The sequence below is a fragment of the Paenibacillus sp. NRS-1782 genome (assembly GCF_050467685.1).
GTDB classification, from domain to species: domain Bacteria; phylum Bacillota; class Bacilli; order Paenibacillales; family Paenibacillaceae; genus Paenibacillus; species Paenibacillus terrae_A.
Genome location: NZ_JBITPH010000054.1, coordinates 1 through 21,171, shown reverse-complemented (window position 1 = coordinate 21,171; position 21,171 = coordinate 1). Strand labels below are relative to the sequence as shown.

Annotated in this window: 15 protein-coding genes and 1 pseudogene; 8 read left to right on the top strand and 8 right to left on the bottom strand. The window is 35.9% G+C overall.

Annotated features, from left to right (window positions below):
* The first annotated feature begins 300 nt into the window (after positions 1-300).
* Complete coding sequence (locus tag ACIFQM_RS20875; protein WP_430044081.1) at positions 301-813, top strand: hypothetical protein; 513 nt, start codon at positions 301-303, stop codon at positions 811-813.
* Positions 814-1,630: 817 nt separating this feature from the next.
* Here ACIFQM_RS20875 and ACIFQM_RS20870 read toward each other — a convergent pair.
* From ACIFQM_RS20870 to ACIFQM_RS20850, 5 genes are all read right to left on the bottom strand, one after another.
* On the bottom strand, positions 1,631-3,217 hold the full coding sequence (locus ACIFQM_RS20870; protein WP_430066056.1) for a DNA/RNA helicase: 1,587 nt from the start codon (positions 3,215-3,217) through the stop codon (positions 1,631-1,633).
* 35 nt (positions 3,218-3,252) lie between these two features.
* Entirely contained in the window at positions 3,253-3,423 is a 171-nt protein-coding gene (locus ACIFQM_RS20865) for a hypothetical protein (RefSeq protein ID WP_430066054.1), read from the bottom strand.
* A 96-nt stretch (positions 3,424-3,519) separates the two neighbouring features.
* Positions 3,520-4,665, bottom strand: a complete 1,146-nt coding sequence (locus tag ACIFQM_RS20860; protein WP_430066052.1) for a ParB/RepB/Spo0J family partition protein — start codon at positions 4,663-4,665, stop codon at positions 3,520-3,522.
* 104 nt (positions 4,666-4,769) lie between these two features.
* Positions 4,770-8,168, bottom strand: coding sequence for an RNA dependent RNA polymerase (locus ACIFQM_RS20855; protein WP_430066050.1), 3,399 nt, complete (start codon positions 8,166-8,168; stop codon positions 4,770-4,772).
* 67 nt (positions 8,169-8,235) lie between these two features.
* Complete coding sequence (locus tag ACIFQM_RS20850) at positions 8,236-8,388, bottom strand: hypothetical protein (RefSeq protein ID WP_430066048.1); 153 nt, start codon at positions 8,386-8,388, stop codon at positions 8,236-8,238.
* 199 nt (positions 8,389-8,587) lie between these two features.
* Between ACIFQM_RS20850 and ACIFQM_RS20845 the strand changes: the two genes are divergently transcribed.
* Both ACIFQM_RS20845 and ACIFQM_RS20840 read left to right on the top strand, forming a co-directional pair.
* The gene (locus tag ACIFQM_RS20845; RefSeq protein ID WP_430066046.1) at positions 8,588-9,601 is read left to right on the top strand and encodes a helix-turn-helix domain-containing protein; all 1,014 of its coding nucleotides are present in this window, start codon (positions 8,588-8,590) and stop codon (positions 9,599-9,601) included.
* Positions 9,602-9,752: 151 nt separating this feature from the next.
* Complete coding sequence (locus tag ACIFQM_RS20840) at positions 9,753-10,787, top strand: hypothetical protein (protein WP_430066044.1); 1,035 nt, start codon at positions 9,753-9,755, stop codon at positions 10,785-10,787.
* 680 nt (positions 10,788-11,467) lie between these two features.
* Here ACIFQM_RS20840 and ACIFQM_RS20835 read toward each other — a convergent pair.
* The 3 genes from ACIFQM_RS20835 to ACIFQM_RS20825 all read right to left on the bottom strand — a co-directional run bounded on the left by ACIFQM_RS20835 (position 11,468) and on the right by ACIFQM_RS20825 (position 15,329).
* Entirely contained in the window at positions 11,468-13,159 is a 1,692-nt protein-coding gene (locus ACIFQM_RS20835; RefSeq protein WP_430066042.1) for a hypothetical protein, read from the bottom strand.
* 44 nt (positions 13,160-13,203) lie between these two features.
* Entirely contained in the window at positions 13,204-14,325 is a 1,122-nt protein-coding gene (locus ACIFQM_RS20830; RefSeq protein ID WP_430066040.1) for a dsDNA nuclease domain-containing protein, read from the bottom strand.
* Positions 14,326-14,978: 653 nt separating this feature from the next.
* Entirely contained in the window at positions 14,979-15,329 is a 351-nt protein-coding gene (locus ACIFQM_RS20825; protein WP_404521730.1) for a hypothetical protein, read from the bottom strand.
* A 125-nt stretch (positions 15,330-15,454) separates the two neighbouring features.
* On the opposite strand from ACIFQM_RS20825, the gene ACIFQM_RS20820 reads away from it, so the two are divergent.
* The 5 genes and pseudogenes from ACIFQM_RS20820 to ACIFQM_RS20800 all read left to right on the top strand — a co-directional run.
* Positions 15,455-16,261 carry a hypothetical protein gene (locus tag ACIFQM_RS20820; protein WP_430066038.1) on the top strand — a complete coding sequence of 269 codons (807 nt, stop codon included), beginning with the start codon at positions 15,455-15,457 and terminating at the stop codon, positions 16,259-16,261.
* Between the two features lie 422 nt (positions 16,262-16,683).
* Positions 16,684-19,608: a contractile injection system protein, VgrG/Pvc8 family gene (locus tag ACIFQM_RS20815; protein ID WP_430066036.1), complete on the top strand. Its 2,925-nt coding sequence runs from the start codon at positions 16,684-16,686 to the stop codon at positions 19,606-19,608.
* Between the two features lie 20 nt (positions 19,609-19,628).
* Positions 19,629-20,036 (top strand): hypothetical protein, encoded by a 408-nt coding sequence (locus ACIFQM_RS20810; RefSeq protein WP_404521806.1) that lies wholly within the window; start codon positions 19,629-19,631, stop codon positions 20,034-20,036.
* A gap of 115 nt (positions 20,037-20,151) precedes the next feature.
* Positions 20,152-20,637 carry an antitoxin YezG family protein gene (locus ACIFQM_RS20805; protein ID WP_430066034.1) on the top strand — a complete coding sequence of 162 codons (486 nt, stop codon included), beginning with the start codon at positions 20,152-20,154 and terminating at the stop codon, positions 20,635-20,637.
* Between the two features lie 210 nt (positions 20,638-20,847).
* Positions 20,848-21,171, top strand: a pseudogene (locus ACIFQM_RS20800) (hypothetical protein); the annotation flags it as partial.

The following is a 21,171-nucleotide window of genomic DNA, read 5'->3' as shown; positions in this document are numbered from 1 at the left end:
ATTTTCCCGGTTCATCCGGGGCTTTATGGCACGGCAGCAAGGAACCAGTTAACCAACGGAAACATGAACAGCCTGTGTGGAACCCTTGCGCGGTTTAATTCCGAAGCGTGCCATATTAGGATAATGGAATCATTGTCCAATTTTTTTGTTGAACAATTACAATAAAAGACTTATAATGTAAATGTATATAACTACCTGTAAAAAAACTTTATTGATCATGAATACTCTAATAGTTTCTATACATACTGGTTGATTGATAAAGCGTGCAGGAAAAAAATCAAAGAAAGTGGGCTTATGAGTATGAAAAACATTAAAAAAGCTTCATTATTATCTGTTTTGTCTTTAGCTGTTGCCATTCCATTAACTGCTTCTGCCGCAGCCACTACGGATGTTACACCAGCTACAACTGATTCAGCAGCAGTTTCCCAATCTGCAAACACATCGACTGATGTGACTACACCAACAGTAGGGGATCATGTTATTACTCCTCAACAAACGATGTCTGTGTTTGACACAACATTATCCGGTCAAACACAGACATCGTATTTTTCCATTCCTGCGGGATTGGGTTATGTTAAATTATGGGTAAGGAATACAGGTAGTGAAGCGATTAAATTCGCCGTACACAAAGGCTCAGCTAGTGGTTCGATTATGAGTGGAACTGAAGTAAAGATAGCTCCCGGAGACACTTTTAGTTGGATTAGCAGTTCAGCTTGGCCTACTGGCGAATTTTATGCTACTTATAATACGAGTAATACTAAAATGTCAGGTCAAGCTTACGGTAAACTAGCATCGTCAAGAAATGAATTGTAATTCAAATACAAGTGCTGTAAGCTGATTTAGCATTGAGTGATATGCCCCTGCTGCATAGTTCTATATTATGTAGTAAGGGGCATTTATTATAAGTAAGGATAACTCTAAAAAAGTGAGCATTTCAAAGAATGTGCCAATAGTTTAATGCAACTTTAAAATTTTGCAAATAATAGTCCAATTCAGCAAGATTAATTTCAACCTGTAAATCAAAAATTTAAAAATAAGCAACATGACTACAAATGAATAAGTGTCTTGGGTATGAGGTAAACATCATTTCTCCATTTCTCATTTCATTCTTTCTAAGTTTAGGCTATATCAATGGACTGACCCCAGTTTCCCCTATATATAGAAAAGTAGGGTCACGTCAACTATCATGTTCAAAAAATAAAATGAAGACAGCCAACGATGTTGGATGGCTACGGAAAGAAATAATTTGTTTACAAATTTTTGTTGACGGCTTCTTTTGATCTTTACATCTGTACCACATAAGGGGAAACTCTCTCACCATCTCGATAAAAACCACTTCGCTACGCTTCGTAAACGGTATTCATCGACCTGCCGCCGTTTCCCCTCTTGCCTTCGGCAATTCACCCTTTTGCGGCTCAATTTTGGTTTGTCTCATTTTTTTGCTTTTTTACATTTCATAAAACGGTTGATTTTATTGACTTTTCTATCATCTGGACAGCAAATCATGGATACATGTATATATATAGCATTACTCCACAATTTGCTGTCCAAGATTAAAAAAATCCTTATATGTACTACCTTTTTGGCAATATCGAAAATGAGAAAAATTTGATTTTTTTGTTACAACCGACTATTCGTTAAATTTGCTGACTAACCAATATCGCTTCCCTTTATGGGGATTGTTGCTTCCATCTTCTAACTTTTTTCGGTTATCTGGAAAACTAGCAATCGCATATTTTAGTTGATTCGATTGGAGGTAGGATTGTAATTGGCTAATATTCTTTTGTAATCTGCCTCGATAATCCTTGATATCAAATTTTTCAATGACTTGTTTCTGACCCTCTTTGTATATTCTTTTACCGACTATCGTGTCTAAATAGCTACATAATTCTTCTTGCTCAAATCGTTTCTCAATCAACGTGATTTTATTTTTATGTAATAAGTTCGAAATGTACATCATATAGGCATCGCTTTCCTTTTTCCCTCCAGTTTCCTCCCTGAAATTATTGGTTTCTCTATTCTGATCCAGCATTGCTTTAAGCCGATCTCTCGTAGCTACAGCTTGAAGATATTTAACTCTGGACACTGTCTTCTTCGATATATATTTGCCATCACTTGTTGCGTTGTCTTTAATGATGTAATTGGATTTCCTCGAAAATTTACCCACTAGCTTTTTCCATTCCTCAACTCCACCATGTATAAAAGCGTCTGCTTCATCCAGTTTCATCTGGACTGAATTCAAGTAATTATTCAAATTTCGATTATTTTTATTCAGCAACACCACATGAACCTTATCCTGGTCATTCTTGAATCTCTTTCGCCCAATACACTGTAGCATCGTATCCACGTCAAATATATCGCATACAATTAATTTAATTTGTTCATCCTTCAAATCAAAACCATTATCAAGCACCGTCGTCGTGAATAGATATTTACAGTCAAACCTATTTTGCTTGATCATGGACTCCACTTGATCATCATCTACATGTTTGAGATACTTTTTGTTTCTGCTGCTTTTACTGCATACGAATAGTGAATCGTCATACTTCACATGAAGCTCAAAAGCCTTTTGAATCGTGTCTGCAAAATATATAATTTTATCGTTATCTTTATTGAATTTGCGCTCAATTAGTTTTTCTACTGCATAAAAGTCTCTGTAGAAGGATAACGATGCAATTTGATTGAATTTTTTTGGAATGGAGTACGTCCATATTTTATTACCTTTTTGTTTGAGTTTGCGTCTATATTGATCCTTGATATAAGAAAATAACACATGACCCGTTGCGGACATAAAAATCCTAATTTGAGATTGCAGACCGAGTATGGCTTGAAGGGAATCATCCGAATTATCATTAAATCCACTGTCCGTAGTAAAGTAATGCGACTCATCACACACGATATATGTATAGGGAGAAAAATCGTACTCTTCGTCATTGTTTAGCTGGTTCTCAATCGTTTGATATAATTCAACTTTGATTCTTGAAGAATCTTCGATGGCCTCCTTATTCTGATCGTACAGATTCTTTCGATTGACCAATAAAAGTATGTTCATATTTTGCTGATCCGCTAATTGTTCCAGCTTATTTCGAATAAAATAGGATTTACCTGATGCCGTCCCACTGCTTATTAAAATGATATCTCCATTTTTCCATTCAACTTCCTCCCCGTTTATCTTCTCAGTTACATTTTGCTTTGGCTTATAATCATCAATTCTCATAAAATGCTCCTCACATCATTTCTAACATCTACATTTTAAAGATTTGTTGCTTCCCATTCATCAATGGCTACAGATAGTTCTGGCGTTTTCAGATACATGGAAAATAAAACATTCGTCTTATAGTGTCGTGCCTTCGTTATAAATGAAAAACCCTTCTTCGTCAAAAAATTAAACAAATGGATATCGTAACAATAAAAATAGCTCATTTAGGTTCACTCCTCTCATTTGTGGTTCGCACCCATATATTAGATGTCACCCAAGCGCCCGTGTTAACAGGCGCTATATGTGTCACGTGACACTATTTACTCCATGGCCAGCAATTCATCCAGTATGTCATCCGTTGAAACATGATTCTCTTTGGCAATATGATCTAATTGCTGCTTATAGAATTTGATTTCTTCTGTTAACATTTTCAATGATTTGTCCTCTAAAGAATCGCTATATTTTTTACATTTTATCAATTCATCCTGAAAGCTATGTAGATTCCATTTTTCTTCGATGTTGATATCAGAGTAAAAAAGTTCATTTCGCATCTCATCCCAAAACTTCTCAACCATCCACGGCCTGAATTCGGAATCAAAATGATCTTTATTTTTTTCCAAATCATAAACAACTGCAAAATCAATATCTTCTTCTGTTATGTTGGAGATATGAAGATGATTGACAATACAATCCATTTGAGCGGTTAAAGCGAATCCTCTATTTGTAGAAACAATCACAGAGCCAAGTCCTTTATAATTCAAAATAGGCGAGATGATTAAACCGTAATGCCAACCATCCACCCAATTTTTGACCTCGTTCACGGTTAGCTTTTCTTTTTTTATGTCATGCTTCTCCCAAAATGAACTGTGAAATTTCAACTGATAGTTTTCAAAATGACTTTCTTCTCTCTGTGAACCGTTTTCATTAAGAAACTTTGATGTCGGTTTGTTTTTTAGCAATCTGTTCAAAAACGATTCCATTTTCAATAGTTGCTTGGCATGACCATCTGAAATATACCCCTCTGCAATCCAATCGTGAATAAAAGGTAATAGTTTCAATAGTCTTAAGCGGCTTGTAACAAAGGCTCTGTTTTTGCTTACTTTTTTTGCAATTTGGTCATGCGTGTATCCTCTTTGTACATACTCATAAAATGCATGAGCTTCTTCAATAGGAGTCATTTGTTCCCGTTGGATATTTTCAATGACAGATAAATGAAAAGCTTCCTCATCGCTCAATTCCTTTACTTTCACTGCAATCGTATCCAGTCCAGCCATTTGACTTGCTCGATATCTGCGTTCCCCTTGAACAATTTCATACTGACTTCCCTGTGGTCTGACCAATATAGCTTCTTGTAAACCATCGCTTACAATGGATGCTGCCAGTTCCTGCAAAGACTCCTCGTTAAAATGCTTACGTGGCTGATTCGGGTTGGTAACGATCTGGCTTAATTTTAATGTGATGTTCAAATGATGATATCTCCCTTATGTTTGGATTCGTATATATAACGTTCTAGCTGTCACCCAAGCGCCCGTGTTAACAGGCGCCTATCATGACAGACCTATGATTTAATTTAGTCGATATGGACTATCGCCTTAAAGCTTGATTTCGTGACTTTCTGAATCGTGATAAATTCAATTGTCGCACCGTCAAAATCTAGTAAGGATAACTCCTCATCTCGACGAATGGCCTGATCTCTCGGAATTATACATTTCCTTTCTCCATGCTCATCTACAATATGAACATAGCAATGCTCGACCACCTGAATCTGTAGTTTCTTGCCCAATACATCGTCAGCTATCAACTGGGATTCTTCCTCCGACTTTTTCAATGTGCTGAAGCCAAGCGGATAATTCCTCAATATTCGTCTTGTACTTTTCTCGTCCAGCATAGAAGGCGTATTACTAGTTTGTACTACGGTTTCCCGTTCAGCTTCATACCCAATGAAATACTGCCCCATAATTTCAAATAATGAATAAACACCGTCCGGCACATGGAATGGAAACTCCAGATCATCTATGGCAGCGATGCCAGCGTGAACGGTAAGCTCCTTGATTTCCACATTACGATTGGTGAGTCGGTTCACCTTTCGTACTTCCCTCTTTATGACATTTTCATGCAGCTTTAGATTCTCCAGTAGCCCATCTACAAACAGCCATGCAAAGGAGTACGTTCTGTAGGTTTGATATGCGATCTCGACAGCAACACTAGCAAGTATCGAAGGATAAGGACAGATCTCTTCACACCGAGTTTTGTATTCCTCTCTTAACCTGGCGTATTCAGCACTGATCGCTTTCCGAGTATCATTATCTCGTTCCCATTTTTTTAGCTCATTAAATTGCATACGTCGATAATCAATTGGTGTTTTCTGCTCATTGTATTCTGTATACAACGGTTCAATACGAGCTAGATAATCCAGAAACTTGCGCTGACTAACCTTGCTCATATCCTGTAACAATTGTCTCGTGCTTTCGATGCCCAAAATAGACTGATCCAATTTCCCATCTTTCAACTGGAACTTGTCATCTATGTACTTCTCCGCCACAACGCAAAATTGATTAAACGGCGATTTCGTCGAGTGCTGATAATCCTTCGCTTTACCACCCTTTGCAAAACGAAAGAAATACGGCATTTGGATAGCCAGACGATCTAGCACATAAGGAATCTCTACCTCTAGCCCATTTTTCGTGGCATCAATGATTTGACCTTGAAGGAATTTAAGGACAGAGTTTTCCAAAACCCGCGCTTGCAGATTCCCCTCTTCCAAGGCTAAATTCTGAAAATACGTATTCACATTCGTACATCTACCCGTCAGGTTATGTAGACTCTTTAGCTCCATCTTGACGATGCTGTCCATATTATTTGGTACAGGAGCAGCTACTTTTTTATCATCTTCATTTATGATCGTAGGAGCATCAATCACTGCATTGAGTATGGTGGGATCATTGGTACATAGAGCCGTATCTCCGTCCACATCTCCGAGTCCAAGTCTTGCCAGTGTTAAATCACAACAGTTCAGAACAATCACATTATCTAAATGACGTATATATCGGTTATGTACTTGTACAAAATCTAGCTTGCCAACTTCATTAAATATCGTTAACGGTGAACGGAATAGCGCATGCGTTCCACGTTTCCGATTCATAAAAGCCTGGTTCTTCTTTAGCACACCTGTAACTTGATATCCGCTGGCATGCTCCATAAACGCAATCGGATCATTGGTTAGATAAAAGTAGCTACCTCGAATTGGGATGCGACCTTTCAACATATCCTGTACTTTCAGCATCGCTTGCTTCACGATGAATTTACGGACATTCCCGTCATACAGCATCAATTCATTCAAATCTATAGCTTGGATAATTTCAATTATAAATTGTTTCTTCTGGCCCCGTTCTATTTCATTTTCCTGTTCGTCGGGTTCTTCATCTACATCTTTGGGTTCATCGTCTTCTTGGACTAGCATATGTAGGAACGCTTTCGTGTAAGCAATATCTCGAAGCCACTTTCCATGGGTGTCATTCTTTTGTCCATGTAATACTCGTTTGACGACATCCATTAGAGGCGTAGCTAATTGATATAAATCGTTCAGTGTAAGATTCAGAGCATGAATATATTGGTATGTCAGTGGTGTGTAGGCGTTCATCTGGTATGCTGGTTTCGCATAATTGGCGACCCAAAAATGGTTATGGTTATGTACTTTAAGTAATGCTTCGTATTCCGTTATATTTTCAAACAAACATTTAGGCTTAGCTTCTCCCTCACTGTATTGATGCCATGCTTTGAAGCAGGATTTGGTGAGGATGAGATCAATAGGACGACCCTGTTTGTCGATGATCGGCTGTGATTCATCAAAAACATCTTTTATTTCTGTGATGCTGTTTTCCTTGAACCATTTCATCAGATCAAATCGGATAAAGTTACCTTTGATATATGGTAGCCTTCCCTGAACTGCATTAGGTGAATAGGATAGGTTAAGATGCTGTCCAATACGCTCTGCAAACTGGAAGCTCATTAAACCTTGACCATCAAAAAACTGGACATTCTTATTTTTATACTGTGGATACTCCACTCGCTTGAAACCGATGGATTGTTCATTGATCACGATGATTGGGATTTCTTCCGTTTGCTCGATGGAATAGCAAGGGTATAGTTCGTCATCATACATAACTGAACGAGCAGGAAAAGGAATCTCTTCTAGCTTCACACGACGATTCTGTTTATTCCATCCGTTGAAAGTTTTATAGTCTTTTGGATCAGGAACGGACTTTGTACGACCATTCCACGGGATTACTTTGTTCGGTATACGATCTAACTTATGTAATTGTTCCTTGGATGGCTTCAATTCTTTCTTCGCTTTGAAATATTCACGTTGCTTCGTCTTTTCATTGAATATCAACTTCTGTTGCTCCAAATCTTCAGCACACTTTTCCACTTTCCATACATCCTCAATGATCGTATCTTTTTCATAATCTGGAATAACGACAATGCGTGGAATGTATGGCACACGCTGTGCTGCTGAGCGGCTCACACCCAAAGCTGCTTCCCACTTATGGATGTTGGTGAGTGGTGGCATTTTTCCAAGTGTAATGTGTCGATACAGATCGGCGACATACTTTTCTTGGATAAATTCTGTTCGCTGTGTACGTCCCATCGCAGGTGATTTAATTGAACGAACATATTTCCTTCCATTATAGTAGATGCCCTCTCGTAATATACGTTCAAACAGAGCAAGTTGGGATGGATCATCTTCGTCAATTTGATCAGCTTTGAGCATGAAGACGACATCGGTAACATTGGTGAAAGGATCACATTCTGCTACGACTCGTTTGAGTTGATCGAGATAGATGCTGTTCGATACGGTGATGAGACGAGTGCTGGATTGTGGCGCACAAAGTTGATCGCCTACATGAGTGATCTCGTTAAAGTGGAACAGTTTGATTTGATATTGATTTCGAGTTAGATTACTGGACAAATTTTAGCCTCCTATTTTGTAGTTTGTGCGATATGTCCTCTTGATAGTTCTTCTACTAATGAAAATATCAGTCTTTGTCTTCGATAATTTCTACCTGTTTCGGTGATTCATTCTTAAGCAGATCTTTTTCTTCATTAAGAATCTTTTGCTCCTCATCACGCTTGCGGATAATAGATTTTTGCTGCGAATTTAAATGTCTAGTATCAAATCTCCAATTCATTAAACTTCACCACCTTCCATTCCTGAGATAAATTAGTCCCGAGTTCACCTTTTCAATATACTGGTTTAGGTGAACACAAATGTATTGTATCATTCTAAATTACAATACGTCAATATTTTTTTGTAAAATATTTTACAGTTATAAAATTATTTTTATTTCCGGATTTTTAGGTTATAATATTTACCGAGGGGTGATATATATGCCGAAAGTCAAATTAACTGAAGAACTGAGTAGGGCTATAAAGAATACTCGAAATGATAAAGGAATTAAAGCATCTGATCTATCTAAATATATTGATAGAAGTCTTGCATATATAAGTAAGTTAGAAAACCATAATGCAGAATTTGTTGATTTGGAGGTTCTCTATAAAATATTTGAATTTCTTTTGGGCAAAAAGCAAGATTTTCTTGAACACATACAGCCACTGCTTGAAAAAACAACCATTGAATTAACCCCCGATGAGATTAAAGAACAAGAATGGATACAGGTATTTGACTTGGAGTATCGTCAGATACCAATTCCGGAATCTCTAATAACGTTCATTACGAAAATATTAAATGAATGGAATCTGACCGCAGAAGAAGTCATTCTTGAAATGAATAAAAATGAGGAGTTATCAAATCAGAATATTCTACAACAAAAAACCAATTCTTTAATCTTTGAGAGAAGTAAAGAAAAACCATGTTCCTATATCGTATTTGACTTAAAAGAAAACCTATTGCAAAAAATTCTTAGTAAGCAGATAAATATTATTAACTATATTACGATGGAAGGAATCATTCGCACTCTTTATAAAAAGCAGGGTTTATCCATTAAAGAAGCTTCTGAAAAGGCAGTCCTCACGTTAAACGAACATAAATTTTTCAGCTTATATGAGAAAAAAGAGCTTTTACGCGAAAAGATACATGGTGAAGAACTTGATATGGTTCTAACTGAGTTTGATAAAAAAAATATGACCGTAGTGAACACTATTATGAAGCACATAAAGATACTCAGTGATTGGAACATAGATTATGCTAATCGGAAATTGAAAAATTTGGAGGACAGTTTCGAGATTGATCCTTCATTTATTTTAGCTATAATTGGAAACGATTTTTTTAAATTAGCCAATTTAAATAAAGAAGAAAAAAAAACGTTTCTGACAGATTTATCTGCATTGATAGATAAACATTCGGATAAACCAAAAGCAGAAGAAAAATTCGAGGCATATTGAAAATAGAAAAAGGTCTGCTAAATAATGAATCCATCTACGTGTTTTGTATTATTGTCTATTTTCTTATGTTCGATCCTATGAATATGTCAGTCATTTCATTAATAATGCACATTCTTAAACTACTACTAATTAATGCAAGGAAGGTTACGAAATGAATACAAGAAAAGCAGTTTTCTCTTTCTTATTATTGATCTTTTACATACCTATCTGTATGCTTCTTTGGTTCTCTACCTATGGTTTAATAAATTCAATAGATCCTGGAATTTATATTCAATTTGCTACAGAAAATAAATATCATGATGATATCTTCTTTAGCAAAGAGATTGATGGAAAAACAAAAATTTACGATACTATAAATCAGACATTAGGTAACAAGGATGTTGATCGTATAAATAACAAACAAGCACTTTATGCTTATTTATTAAAAAATAAAAAACTCTTATTCAATCAAATAAGCAAGAATGAATCATATATGAAATACTTACAAGAAAATAATTTAGGGTTGAATGATCTTTTTCTCTACATCGAAAGAATGACTAATTTAGATCAAACACTCTTAAATGGTTGCTTTTATCTTGTCGCTCTTCTAGAAATTCTATTATTTTATTTTGTATTTCATTATAGAATAAGGATTTACCTAATTGCTGCTGTTCTTTATACCTTTTCAAATTTAAATATATTTACATTGGGGATTTTTGGGAATATGTTTTATCCTTTATCCAAAGCTTATTTTTCCCTTATGCAAAATGATTTCAAATATGAAAATTATACAATAATACTGAATAGTTTTGTTCCAACATTCAAAGAGGCTTTAATGACCTATATTATTATTGATGCTATTGGCCAATATTATAAAGATAAAAACGGTCGGCATATTTCCTATCATATTAAAACAATATACTATTCTATCCCTATAGTACTAAAAGAATTAAAATTCATAGATAAAACTAATCCCTCTATCTGTGTCAAAAAAGTAAAAATTGAATTCAGTTACCTTCTATCCTATTGTAAAAGAAATAAAAGGGATATTTACCTACAAGAAATAACCAAACTTTTAGAAGAGAACAGGGAAACTCTAATCCAACACTCTACGTCTATGAATATCAAATTAATGATTGAGCTAATTGAAAAAATACAATCAAAAATGAAAAGTTCTTCTAAGATTAATCAATTGATTAAATCTTGAATGATTATTTAGCCATGTAAGGGACTTTCAACCTTCTAACGAAATAAGAAAAGAATATCTCCTTTTCGTTAGATTTTATTTGTACCATGAAACCTGTTCTAAAAGAAGACGTTCTCATTGATAATTTGAGTTTCTATAACGCCGATCCTTCATTCCTTACTGACTGCCAACGAAGTTTGGAAGGATATACAAATAAAGTGTACAAGTTTACGATATACCATCTCAGTTGTTGCATTGGATCACATGACAGCTATCGTTTCGGATTAATCCAACCGCTTGCAAGGCCTACCTACCTTTTATTTGTTACTTTTTTTCAAAATAAGTCTAATTTCCACACACTGTATATCGCAGATTTTTTCATAAAATATTGCAATTGACCCTAAAAAATATGTTGGCGCGTATATTTCCCAAAAAAATCAATCTCATCGATTAGATTATCATAACCTTCACGCAACCTCTACAGATAATTGAAAAGATGTGTTCCACTGCGGTGAAGGTCTACTGATTTGTTATCGAATTTTGAAGCTCACGAACTACCCCCTCTTCCCTTCTATAAATTCCTTACAATTTATAAATCAAGGGAACAACTGTAACGTTTGAGCTATTATTTGAACAACAATTTTTTTGTAATTCAATCTCTGGAATTACCCTTCCTCTTTTAGATAGTAAATCTCATTAAATTACGATTCTAATTTTTCAAGATTTCTAAAAAGTTCAATATGGCTTGTATAATCCTTTTTATTTAAAGTTCTTCTCTCTTGCATTAATCGAATGACTATACTAGCTTCCTCTTCGTATCCCGTCTCTCTTTCTGTACCAATAATAACCTGTCCACGCTTATCTAAAAGATATCCAAGAACTTCATCAATACTTTTTAAGTTTTTCCAATCCTGGCCTTGTTGATTGGGGGTATCTATAACCAAGAAATTGAATGGACTGACCATTCGATCAAGATTATAAAGGTACAGAGCAACATGATAGGCATAAATAATCCTCGGCTTTTCACTTCCAGTCTTTGTTAGCTCCTGTACAAAATCTTTTAATTTCAAAGTTTTCAAAGGTATATTAAGCTCCTTTAAGATTCCTTCGTATGTTGTTTTAAGATCAGTTAAAATTTTATTCCTTCTTTCGGGTGAATTAAACTCTTTTATCTTCTCTTTAATTGTTTTTACGTTGCGTTCCTCTTCTATTATCAATTTCATAATCTTATCCCTTTCAAGCTTCCCAGTAAAAACAATTTCTTGTTTACCTTCATTCCGAAAGGTGTTGGCAACAGTGGCTAATTCTTTGCTTCGTTCAATTTGTCTTTTTAGAAAGCTATATCTTTTATTCACCTGATTTTTTTCTTCCAGTAGACCACTAATTTTAAAATCTAGTTCTTTTAATTCATTTCTTATTTGCTTAATTAATTCGTTGCCAGATTGAATATCTTTAACAATTTCCAGCCTGTCTATTACTTTATTATTATGGACTGTACCGCACGTAGGACAGATAATTTTTTCTTCTTGTGTCATTGCATACGTATGATCTTTATCGAGTTCTTTAATATACTCCTTTAAAGTAGCCAATTGAAGGTTTTTTTCATACTCTATGTTTTTGAGTTCCGAAATACTCTCTTCCAGCTTTATTTTTCTTCTTTCTAAATTATCAAGTTCTGAAAAAGCAAGCTTGATCTGGCTATTTTCTAAAATTATGTTGTTTTCTGTATTACTTACCTCTATATTCATTTGAATTGTCTTTAGAAGTTCGTTAAAGTACTTAAGCTTTATAATTAATTCTTGGATAGTTTTATTAATTTTCAAAATATTATTTTTCTCTTTGTAATACTTGTTTTCTTGGTATCCTACTACATATTTATTAGTATTCCCCTTCCAATCTTTAATGTACTTCATATTCGAAAAACTTTCGCCTATTTTAGACCACCCAGAATCTTGGTCTATGTACTGAAATCTAAATAGTAATGGAGTAGTAATGGAAACTTCTAGGCCATTTATGGTTAGACAATCCATAGAAACATCTAGCTCTTGCATCAATGCCATACAAAATTCATGATAAGATTTATTATCTGACAGAACTATAAACTTTGATTCATTGACAATGTTAAAGAGCTTAATGTTCTCCTTTTCCCGAATAGTGCAATATTTTTTTTCCCCATAATCAAAGAATAAAACATATTTTTGAACAAGGTTCTTCCAATCATCCTCAAAAATAAGTTCGCAACCCAGGGAATAAAAGATACTTTTGATTAAAGAAGATTTACCAGTTTTATTTTCACCGATTATTAAATTTAGCCCCTCAAGAAAGCTGATCTCTTTTGATGACTCTTCCACATCACTTATTACTATTAGTTTTTTTATCAGCAATCTTTCCATACTTCTCTCCTTCTTGTAAAATCCTCAATTTTCTAATTAATCTTTTATATTGTTGTGTTTTCCGAAATAAGTCTTTCATAAAACATAGCCTCCACAAGGGGAATATTGAAATCAATGTTATCCTTGATAAAGATCTCACATTGTTTTTTTACTTCGTCTAACAAATAAAATATATCATCAATTCTTGCATATTGTTTCAAGAGGATCTCATCTATTACAGCAATTATTTGAAAAGATACGTCCTGATATAACAACTTATTAATGTCTAGCATTTTTAGTTTATGTTCTTTCAATTCTCGCAGAAGTAATCTTCTTTTCGGTAAAGATAATCCACTATCAGTCAGAAATTCTTCAAGTTCTCTAAAATAGCTTTGGGAAGAAATCTTTTTCATATTCTTTTGCAAAGCGGAAAATACATCTGATGATACACCTTTTTTTTCTACTAACTTGCTATAACTTATAGGGACTTCAATTTTTGTTTTGCTCTTTTTCCGTACATCTTCAATAATGTCTTTTAAAATCTTGTTACTGTTCGAAGTATACAACTCATCATTTTCCAGCATTTTAAAAAATTCGCCCGCTACGACTTTTTCATAATTTTCAAGAGGTAGATCACCATCATAAACATAGGTGTCCTGTACGAAGTTATCGAATATATGTTCAAACTCATTTAAGTCAATATTATTAAACTCACTCTTGATTAGGTTTTTAATTTTTGAGTACAGAGCAGGGTCAGTTGTTTTTAGCAGCTTGCCATCTTCAATGATGGACTGCCACTTTCTTATTTCCGCATCTACCCCAATGTTAGATACAAAGTGACATTTACTACATTCTGTTTTAAATTTCAGAAAGTTATAAAACAAAAAACCTAGAAAGCTGTTTTTTACAGCACCGCTTCTTTTAGTAGTTGTTTTAGTAAGGTATGGTAATGACCATTTCTTATATTGAGCAGTTGTTTTTATTTGGAAAAATTCCGCGCAATTTGGATTCTGTATGTCGGAAACTTTAGTCATGTCGTCATGAAATTCACAAATAACTAAGAATTGAGAATTTTTCTTAAATTCAATTATCATATGGTGTACTATCCAATGAGCTTGATAATCAAATCTATTGAAGCTATTAGAGCCAGCTTGTTCTCTTAGTTCTGAGGCAAGTATATTTTGCAATTTTATTTCCTCCCTTTAGGAGAATTACTTACTATAGTATCTATGTATCCTTCTACAATTATATTAAAATATCCTCCTAAAGATACATGCAGATGCAAAATTTCTTACTATAGATGGGTTTATGGTACTATTACACAGTTAGAAAAGACAAAAAAGAGGGGATAATAGCCCCTCTTTAATTATTCCCGCCAATACATCTCAATGAATAATCCTGCTTTACCAACAGTGAACAGCACTTCTTGTACCTTGTGAATGTAAATAAAATATATTCCCGCACTCAACCCTAAAGCTTTTTTTGAATGCAGGAACATATCCAAGTTGCTCTTAATCCCTCGTGCATCAATGCTTCTTATCTCGATATATTACTACCACGCACTCCACGTGTGTCGAGACGATGGAAAGGATATAGTTAGATCAGCAGATAGTATGTTTATTTAAAAATTGAAGAATAGAATCATTTATGAATTGGGGTCTCTTTCTAAGCATATGCGGTCAATGACTACAATCCGGTGCAATCAGATAACGTGAGTCTCAGACAAGCAAGCATAAATCCTTTATCTGCCCTTCTGTAGCGAAATCATCATGTTCACCAGCAAAGATGAATACCAACTTCTACAAGAAAGGTTATTTTCATTTACACATAATTCTTGACGCTACCGTCTAAACTTATTGAGAAGGAAATTCCTAATCAAAACAATTATAACTTCTGGTAGAAACACAATAAACATAAATAGGGGTATGATGAGTGGTAAATTTGCAATGAAAACTTCTGCCCCCTGCCCCCCCTCAATCCAAAACCAAATTGGTACTGATAAAATCCATAACAATGCATTAGAAATGATTAAATATCGAAGGTTTTTCCAAAGAAAACAAAACAATACTGCAATGACTGCTGGTATCCCCCATGAAACTATCTTAGCACCATTACTTAATACCACAAATGCCGTAATAGGATAGAGTATTACTATTAATATCTGAACCAATCTATTATTATAAAAACTCAATTTTTCATCTCCCTCCTCTTATTTCAACAAACTCTCTTTTAGGATAATCATACATTATTATTCTATTTACTTCCAGTATTCTTCGTGTATAATAAGTATTGTATTTAAATTTATGGAAAATGGCGGTGTATTATGAAAAATTTAAAGATTTTTTACCTGCTCTACTAATACTTCTCTTCTTTACTTCTTTTCTTGGTGTAACTTCTGTAAGTGCCTCTGAAGTTAATCCTTCTGTAAGTGCCTCTGAAGTTGATCCTTCTGTAAGTGCTCCCGAAGTTGATCCTTCTGTAAGTGCTCCCGAAGTTGATCCTTCTGTAAGTGCTCCCGAAGTTGATCCTTCTGTAAGTGTTCCCGAAGTTGATCCTTCTGTAAGTGCTTCTGAGGCCACATATGGCTTTGCGCCATCAGCGTTAGAGCCAGATTCAACCTACCCAGGAACCAATATCAGAGTTAGAGTAGGAGATGTGCTTTATTCATCAAAAGCATTAGGCGGAAGTGCAATGATTGTCGGACATGTTGGAATTATTGGACCTGATTATATGGTTTATCATGTAAATGCCGTAAATGATAATCAAGGGGAAGGTGGAAAAAGGGATACCATTTCTTATTACCAATCGAGGCATAATGCTAATGAATCAATCGCTGTCTATAGAGCGACTCACGGCCTTAACGCAGCTTATTGGGCAAAAAACAATTACTCTTCAGTAACAAGTTACTATATACCTTGGGCTTCTTGGGATAACTTTCAACTTAAAACTATAAACCCTAATTACTGCTCTAAATTTATTTGGCAAGCCTTCTATTATGGAAACTATAACACAGACTTTATTATGGGGCATTATACTCCAAATAAAGAGGCTTTTGTAACTCCAGGTCAAGTCATTAACAGTAATGATCTTACATATGTGGGTTCATTCAAAAGTCGTAACTAAAACATAAATATGCATTTTCAAAGCAAACGAAAAAACGTATTTAGTCGAGTAAACTTAAATACGTTTTTTTGTTTACACAGCTATTCGATCAGGTGAGTAATGAAAGTATTGATAATGACCGCCACTGTCCACAACTTAACCCCCTTCCATATCTCCTGCTTCCAGTATTACACATAGTAAATACCCCAACCAATGGGTCATTCTGTAAACTAAATCTCTCTTTTAACCGATAAATACATATGCTGGACTGTTATTTAAATATCACATCTCGTAACTTTATGCCCAACAAACTCAGTGATACATATGGGTCTTGACTCAAAGTTGTATTCATCCATTTCTTCTATTCGTCAGACTCGAATTAAAAATGCTGCACTTTACTTTTGTAATTAGCCATCGCATCTAGAAAGGAGACTTGAACTCACTTGAGCTTACTATCAGATGGAATCGGCTATGAAAGCCTACGCTTTTATGGTCCCTTTCAGCCACAACACATCGAAAAACTTCAAATAACACGTGCCATTAATGATCACACCTTTTTACATATTAGTGGTATGCTCTCCGAAGAACAAGGAGCCGCATGTACCGGTCAAAATATGGAGCAAGAGCCGATTGTGATTCGTCAGTTGGATGATCAGGGACAATCACTGAGAAGATTATTCCATGGGATCGTTACGCAAATGTCTGTGAATTGTACGCGGGGAGTATATACCTTTGAACTGAAGGCTGCTTCGCATTCCTATCAAATGGATATCAAGCTGAAAAAACGTTCCTATCAAGATATTCACCGCACTTATGATGATCTGGTCACCTCGATGGTTCGTAAATATGAGTATGGAGACGCTATTGATACCGTAACTAATTATGCCAAACTGGATACTTTTGTTTTACAATATGAGGAGACGGATTGGGCATTTTTAAAACGCCTCGCTTCTCGCTTTGGTTCAATACTTGTGCCAGAGGTAACCGCAGCCTCACCCAAAGTTTTCTTCGGGATGCCAGAAGGCAAGCAGCATAAAGTGGAACGAGATGTATTTTACAGGGTACGAAAAACGTTTCATGAGCTGGATGCGGAAAAGCCGGGAGAACAACGTGCTGGCTCGTATGTCACCTATACAATTGAAAGCCTGCAATACTACGCTCTAGGTGACCTCATCACGTTACCCATCGGACAAGGCAAAGAGTTGGTCGTTGTTCGGGCAGTGACACGGTTAGAGGATGGCTTACTGCGTACCCGTTATGATCTCCAAGCGGAACAGAATATTCGCTTTGCCCGGTATGAAAACGATCAGGCCACCGGAATTTCGTTGACAGGAACGGTGCTCAAAATACAGCAGGATTTCGTACAGCTTCAACTGGACATCGACCCGAAGCAAGATCCTGCCAAAGCCTGTTGGTTTCCTGTAGCCACCCGTTATGTCGCCGAAGAACACAGTGGATGGTACGATATGCCTGAAATCGGGGAACAAGTTGAACTGTATCTGCCTACACACCGCGAACAGGATGCCTATGTGACGGATTCGCTACGACAACAACACCACACAAATGGACAGCCGAATGTGAAGGTTTGGCAACATGTGCAAGGTAGCGGCGTAGAAATGTCTGAGCATGAATTGACCCTGTCCACCTCGGATGGATTTTCAATTACACTAAATGAAGATGGTGGCATCACCATCAACAGTCCGGGGGATGTACAGATTCAGGGTGGTCATGTAAAGCTCGATGCAGGTGAGGAACTGTCGCTGGAAGCTGGAACGGCGCTGTATCTCAAAGGTGGAGAAAGTAGCATGGTGCTGGATGACGAGACGGATACCAAGTCTCCAGTGATTTATCAGGAAGGTACGGTGAAAGCTCCAGTTTTTGTAGCCGACCTCCCTCCTGTGCCTGAGCCACCATTGATGAGCATAAAAGCTTATGAAGCAGCCCAATCAGCAGCAAAGGATTCATCTAGCAGCCAAGCCTCTACTCCTAAAGCAAAAGTTACGACTCCAGCAGCACTTCAACAGGCGAATGCCTTGATGGGGACAATATCCAAGCTATTAGGTTCTATTCCCGTAGTTGGGAACGTAGCCAGTGTGATGTTGAATACGGTGGGTGGGCCAGCAGGTAAAGTGGCGGCAATGGTGTTACAAGCAACGGGAGCCATTCCTATTCGTAGTAAAGGAACCCCTACAGTTGGAGGAAGCGGTAAAGGAAGCGGAGTTCATCCGTTGAAATATTTGGCTGGTTTAGCCCTTGAGGGACTGATTAGTCATTATGAGCATGAGCAAGCTAAACAAGCTTACTATAGCAAGTGGATTTTAGGAAAAGCATATACGAGTGCGCGTCATTTGGCTGATTCCGGTGGCCCATTGGAGCTGGTGCAGAAGCTACTGAAAGAATCAAATGCCAAAGCTCATGCCCAACAACAAGTTCCTAAAAGTGTTCGGGATAAAATGCTCAGGGACTATAGAGAAAAAGAAGAAGCTAGAGCCAAAGCTGCTCATAAAGCAGAAAAAGAAAACTCTCCTCCAAAGATCAGTGATGAAGAGTATGAGAAAATTTATAGAGATCATCTTCATTGGGCTGCATATGAAAATTACAGACCTGAAATCCCGCTAGGAAGCTACCGTGCTGAGGACGGGGTAGTTCGTAAAGCGAATGGAGATCCAGATTTTAAATACTACGATGACTGGAAACAAAATTATCCGGGTGACTTTTTGGTTCTATCCAATCAAGAGGGGATTAAACCAGAGGAACAACGGTGGATGAGCTATGCTAACATAACACGAGAGCCGTTAGTACTTGACGGTCGAGGCGGTGAGGGCAGAGCTTTAAAAAATGAATTCTCCAGAATGGGAAAAGAAGGGGCATCTGAGAGTGCTCGACTTGCAAGAGAAAATGTGAGGAGAATTCAACAACGAATAGATCAAAAAAGCATTACCACAAAGAATGCTGCTGAACCTTTTAAACCTACACAAGAAGCAAAGGCATCTCAAGCTGGGCTGGACGGTAAAAATGATGATTTTGCAAAGGAACCATTTTTACCTGATAATTATTATAAAAATAACTATGCTCCTATACAAGGAACCCCTGGGGATAGATTAGACTTTAATAGATTAGGCTCTAGTGGACAGGTCGAAAAGTCTAGAGTCATTTATGACCAAGGAGGGAAACAAAAATATAGAGTTGATTATAGCGATCATGGCAATTCTGCTCATCACACTGATCCGCATATGCATGAGTATATCTATCAAGATGCAGGAAAAACTCTTAAAGAAAAAATTGTATATTTCATTGAGCCTTCCACAGGCAGAATGAGGAGAGGTAAAATAGATCATAAAACAAATAGGATAATATTTGTTGATTAATAAGTGAAGGGAAGAATAATATGGGAATTAAAAATTACGAAATCATAACAAATAAACTAAATAAACTTGGCGCTTGGGCTTATGAAAGAATAGTTAAAATTGAGTACGAAATTGAGGCTGATTATGAAGATAACTATATTGGAAGCTTAGATATTTCTTTCTGTGTAATTATTCTAGAAACAAAGGAACCCTTTAAAATAAAAATAAGATATCACAATGTTTACGATCTTACACTACGAAAAGCAACAACATTACCCTTAAATGATAGTTTGGTTATCCATGATATGAAAAAATTGGGGTTAGTAAGTAGCCAACAATATCATGTCCATGATGACAGTGGCTACGGAGAGGATGATGGATTTGGATTCATTGATTTTTATTGTAGTTCTATAGAGGCGATATCTGTAGAAGAATTCTATTCTTCTTAATATTTTACTACTGATTGTCAAGTCGAGCGCGACAGTTAATAGTGGAGTACTCGATAGATAGCGGTAGAACTCAAAACGTCACAGTACAAAAATAAAAGTGAAGGTCAAGAAAGTTATGGAGAATCAAATGGATCGGTTGTATCCTCAAATTGCAGAGCATGTTTTAGATATGATACCTGAAGACAAATGGCATGAGATTTATTTGTATGCTGAAATTTTAGATGACTCTAGTAATGTATACTTTTATTTTAATACGTCTGAGAATGGAGATTTTATATACTCTCATGATATCCCTGAAAAATATAGTGTAAGTGAGAAAAATTATGATGACTTGTTATTAGAGTTACAAGCCAAATTTGAAGAGCTAAGAAAAATATTTATTAATAATGATCAAGAGGCGTGGACGAATTTAACCTTAATACTGAAGTATCCTGGTAAATTAAACATTCAATATAATTATGAAAATATAATAGCTTCGAATTTAACATCAACCCAACGGCAAATGATTTTTGAATATAAACATTTAGGATTCCTGCCTATAAATGAGAGTAACAGAAAGGTTTTAGAAGGATATTTAAATAATCAAGACGAATATCAGTAGAACCAAACCCACTTTGACATCGTCATTGTGGTTTTTTTGTCCATCCGGCAGAGTAATAGCTTGACGGTGTAGGCTCGATACATGCTTATTTATTAGTTTATCAAGAGCAAGGATAGAATGGAAAATTATTCAGAATCATTTTATGCTAGTCTACCAAAAGATATGGTTAAATATTATGATTTTTAATCTAAACGTGAGAGGAAGAAATGTATGGTTGAGAAAATTATACAGCTAATAACAAACACTACTGTAGATGAAGATGATCGTGTTATAGTTGCTGCTCTAAAGTTATTAAAGAATGATTGCAATTTAGAAGAATTAGAAGGTGACTACTTTGCTCAACTTGTTAGTATGATTCCTCTGGTTAAAGAACAGAGTACAAAAGCGCTTTTAATTGAAACAATTGTGGAGTCTCCAGAATTCGTTAGCAACGATACGATATTGGATGAATATGTGAAGCTTATATCAGAAGGTGCCACTAACGTTCAGGAAGCAGCAAGATGTCTAGGTGCATTTATCGCCTCCGGCTCTACA